Below are 4,089 nucleotides of genomic sequence, written 5' to 3'. Positions count from 1 at the left end.
CAGGGAGTCAGCCGGGCGGGGCCGGACGCGGGACCGGGTGAACGGCCTGGCGGCGGCCGGTGCGCGGGCGCAGGCCCGGCAGGGCGGCAACGGCAGGGTCCGCCAGGCAGCCGGACGCCCCGCCCCCGAGGTACAGGACAGGCGCCGGACAAAGAGGCCGGGTCTCAGACTCCGGCCTCACCGGACGACGCCCGGTCGGCCCCGCCTGGCCCGACAAGCAAACACCCGCCCGCGTCGGCATTCCCCAGCACCCCGGCAGGCCCGCCCCCTACTCCACCCCGATCAACAAAACCGCCCCCTGCCGCCCACCCCGATAGACCACCGTGTCCACCGCCAGATACCCCTCCCGGACCCGCGTCTCCAGGTGCTCGGCGATGGTGTCCGGGGCGTCGTCGCCGAGGACGAGGGTGACCAGTTCGCCGCCGGCGGCGAGCATGCGGTCCAGGACGGCCTCGGCGGTCGTGGTGACCTCGGAGCCGATCACGGCGACGTCGCCGTCGATGAGCCCGAGGACGTCGCCGGCCTGGCAGATGCCGGCCATGGTCCAGGACTGGCGTTCGGCGACGGCGACCTCGGCGTAGCGGGTCGCGCCCGCGGCCGAGGTCATGGAGACGACGTCCTCGTCGAACCGCCGCTCCGGCGCGTGCACGGCGAGCGCCGCGATGCCCTGGACGGCGGACCGGGTCGGGATCAGCGCCACCCGGACGCCCTCCGCGCGGGCCTGCTCGGCCGCAGCCGCCGCCGTGTGCCGCAGTTCGGCGTCGTTGGGCAGCAGCACCACCTCGCGCGCGTGCGCCCGCCGTACCGCCTCCACCAGCTCGCCGCTCGCGGGCGCCTCCCCCGGGCGGGCCAGCACGGTCGTCGCGCCCGCCTGCGCGTACAGCCCCGCCAGGCCCTCGCCCGGCACCACGGCCACCACGGCCCGCTGCGCCCGCTCCCGGGGCGCCCACTCGCCCCGCGCGCTGTGCACGTCGTCCGCGCCGAAGTGGGTGATCCGGATCCGGTACGGCCGTCCGGCCTCGACGCCTGCCTCGACGGCGGCCCCGGCGTCGTCCACGTGCACATGGACGTTCCACAGCCCGTCACCGCCGACCACGACCAGCGAGTCCCCGAGCCCGTCCAGCCGCTCCCGCAGCCGCGTCACGGCCCTGTCGTCGGCCTCCAGGAGATAGATCACCTCGTACGCGGGACCGTCGTCCCCGGCCGCGTCGGCGCACTCCCCCGTCCCACCGCCCCCGGCGACAGCGCCGGACCCGGCCGCCGACACGCCGGAAGACGCCGCAACGGGCCCCGAGACGCCGCCCCCGCGCGCGTACCGCCCGGCAGCCGCCGTCGCCACCGCCCCCGGCGTCTCCCCCGTGAACGTCTCCGCCAGCGCCCCCAGCACCGCCACCAGGCCCCGCCCCCCGGCGTCCACCACCCCGGCCCGGCCGAGCACGGCCAGTTGCCCGGGGGTCGCCGCCAGGGCCGTACGCGCCCCCTCGTAGGCCGCCCGCGCGACCGTCGCGCAGTCCTCGCCCGGCGCTCCCCCGGCCGCGTCGGCGGCGGCCGAGGCCACCGACAGGACGGTCCCCTCCACGGGATGCGCCACGGCCTGACGCGCGGCGTCGGCGGCGCGCCGCAGGGCGAGCCCCAGCGCCGGACCCCCGACACGGCCGGTGTGAGCGTTCTCACCGGCGGTCAGCACCTGGGCCATTCCCCGCAGCAACTGCGCCAGGATCGTCCCGGAATTTCCCCGCGCCCCGATCAGCGCCCCGTGCGCCATCGCCCGCGCGGCGTCCGCCAGCGAGGGCCCCGCCGCGTTGCGGGCGTCGACCTCGTAGCCCGCGAAGACGGCCTCCACGGCCGCCACGGCCGACTCCACGGTCAGATACAGATTCGTACCGGTGTCGCCGTCCGCCACCGGATACACATTGATCGCGTCGATCTCCTCACGCGCGCGTCCCAGCGCCTCCAGGGCGAGACCGCACCACGCGCGCACCGCGAGAGCATCGAAGAATGTCTGCGGCACCTGCGCCACTGCGCCTCCTAGGACCTGCCCGGCCGGTCATGTCGCAGACGCGGGACCCGGCTGCTGGACGTGGGACGCAGCGTAGTGCCGGGGCCGCCGCCCACCGGTACGGGGCGGCGGCGGGCCCCTGAGCAGCCATGGTAATTTCGTTGTACCGACGCAGCCGTTGTATGCTGCTGCGGTTGCCCGATGCAGATCGGGCCATTCCCCTGGCACCGCCACTCAGATCCCCGACGGTTCGCAAGAACCGTGGCCCGGATCCGGGCGTGCCGGGATCCACCGTAAGTGCATCTGAAGTCTTTGGAGTGACCCGTGGCTGCCAACTGCGACGTCTGCGGCAAGGGGCCGGGCTTCGGCAACAACATCTCGCACTCGCACCGCCGTACGCCCCGTCGCTGGAACCCCAACATCCAGCGCGTGCGTACCGTGGTCGGCGGGACGCCGAAGCGCGTGAACGCTTGCACCTCGTGCATCAAGGCCGGCAAGGTCTCGCGCTGACGCTCAGCTGAGCGCGCGGCCACGCTGGTTCGCCGCATCGAGCCGACCCACTTCGGTGGGTCGGCTTTTTGCCGTGCCCAGGATCGCTTTTGGCCGTGCCCCGGTTCGCTTCTGCCGTGCCCAGGATCGGCACGGCTCCCGCCCGCAGCCGCTACCGCCGCAGCTCCCACGCGTGATCCACCGGCCCGATCCCCGCCCCCAGCGCGAACCCGGCCGCGATGGCCCCGCTCACATACCGCTTGGCCGCCGCCACTGCCTCCGGCACCGTGTCCCCCTTCGCCAGCCGGGAGGCGATCGCGGACGCGAGGGTGCAGCCGGTGCCATGGGTGTGCCGGTTGTCGTAGCGCGGCGCCCGCAGCCAGTGCTCGGCCGAGCCGTCCGTCAGCAGGTCCACGGCCTCGCCCGGCAGATGCCCGCCCTTGACCAGCACCCACCGCGGCCCGTAGCGCAGCAGCGCCGCGGCGGCCGTCCGCATGTCGCCCTCGGACCCGACCCGCACCCCGGTCAGCTGGGTCACCTCGTCCAGATTCGGCGTGACGACCGTGGCCAGCGGCAGCAGCTTCGTGCGTACGGAGTCCAGCGCGGACGCGGCGAGCAGCGAGTCGCCGTGCTTGGAGACGCCCACCGGGTCGATCACCGTGGGCACGTCCGTGCCGCCGAGCAAGTCCGCGACCGTCTCGACAAGTTCGGCGGACGCCAGCATTCCGGTTTTGATGGCCTGTACGCCGATGTCGTCGACGACACTGCGGAACTGGGCCCGCACGGCCGCCACCGGAAGTTCCCAGGCGCCCTGGACGCCCAGGGAATTCTGCGCGGTCACGGCGGTGATCACGCTCATGCCGTGCACACCGAGCGCCAGCATCGTCTTCAGGTCGGCCTGGATACCGGCGCCCCCGCCGGAGTCGGAACCGGCCACCGTCAGCACCCGAGGGGGCGCGGAAGCGGGCGTGCTCATGACTCGATGTCCCCGAAGTGGTCCCAGCCGCTCTTGCGCGTCCAGGGCGCCCCGTCCACCGTCACCTGGGGCAGCGCCGAGGGGTGCAGCACCTCGCCGATCACCTTCCAGCGCGCGGGCAGTTTCACATCGGGCGGGAAGGTGGCCACGATCGCGTGGTCCTCTCCCCCGGTGAGCACCCACTGGAGCGGATCGACGCCGACCGCCTGCCCGATGTCGTTCATCTGGGAGGGGATGTCGATCGCGCCGGAGCGGATGTCGATGCGTACCTTGCTGGCCACCGCGACATGCCCGAGGTCGGCGATCAGGCCGTCGCTGACATCGCACATCGCGGTCGCGCCGAGCCCGGCGGCGGCCGGACCGGCGTGGTACGGCGGTTCCGGGCGCCGGTGCGCCTCGACGAAGGCCCGCGGCGAGCGGAAGCCCCGCGAGAGCACCGCGTAACCGGCGGCGGACCAGCCCAGCCAGCCGGTCACCGCGACGAGGTCGCCCGGCCGGGCGCCGGCCCGGGTGACCGGCTCCTGGTTGCGCAGATCGCCGAGCGCGGTGATCGACACCATGATGGTGTCACCTCGTCCCACATCGCGGGCGCGCGCCGAGGCGCCCGCGGCGGGGCGCTCGGGGC

Annotated in this window: 4 protein-coding genes; 1 reads left to right on the top strand and 3 read right to left on the bottom strand. The window is 74.5% G+C overall.

The window, feature by feature from the left end:
• Positions 1-268: 268 nt before the first annotated feature.
• Positions 269-2,020, bottom strand: coding sequence for a DAK2 domain-containing protein (locus ACFXAZ_RS39355; protein WP_384601842.1), 1,752 nt, complete (start codon positions 2,018-2,020; stop codon positions 269-271).
• A gap of 303 nt (positions 2,021-2,323) precedes the next feature.
• Here ACFXAZ_RS39355 and rpmB point away from each other — a divergent pair, with 303 nt between their 5' ends.
• Complete coding sequence (gene rpmB, locus ACFXAZ_RS39350; protein ID WP_004924906.1) at positions 2,324-2,509, top strand: 50S ribosomal protein L28; 186 nt, start codon at positions 2,324-2,326, stop codon at positions 2,507-2,509.
• Between the two features lie 151 nt (positions 2,510-2,660).
• Here rpmB and thiD read toward each other — a convergent pair whose 3' ends face one another.
• Entirely contained in the window at positions 2,661-3,464 is an 804-nt protein-coding gene (thiD, locus tag ACFXAZ_RS39345) for a bifunctional hydroxymethylpyrimidine kinase/phosphomethylpyrimidine kinase (RefSeq protein WP_384601839.1), read from the bottom strand.
• A partial coding sequence (locus tag ACFXAZ_RS39340; protein ID WP_384601836.1) for an AIR synthase-related protein occupies positions 3,461-4,089 on the bottom strand: 629 nt, incomplete at its 5' end. The genes ACFXAZ_RS39340 and thiD, both read right to left, overlap by 4 nt.

The organism is Streptomyces sp. NPDC059477 (assembly GCF_042749375.1).
Taxonomy (GTDB): Bacteria; Actinomycetota; Actinomycetes; order Streptomycetales; family Streptomycetaceae; genus Streptomyces.
The sequence above is the reverse complement of the archived record's forward strand: the minus strand, read 5'-3'. Positions and strand labels throughout refer to the sequence as shown.

Coding starts and splice junctions, on each gene's coding strand:
- thiD (WP_384601839.1), bottom strand. CDS start 3,464: ATGAGCACGCCCGCTTCCGCGCCCCCTCGGGTGCTGACGGTGGCCGGT.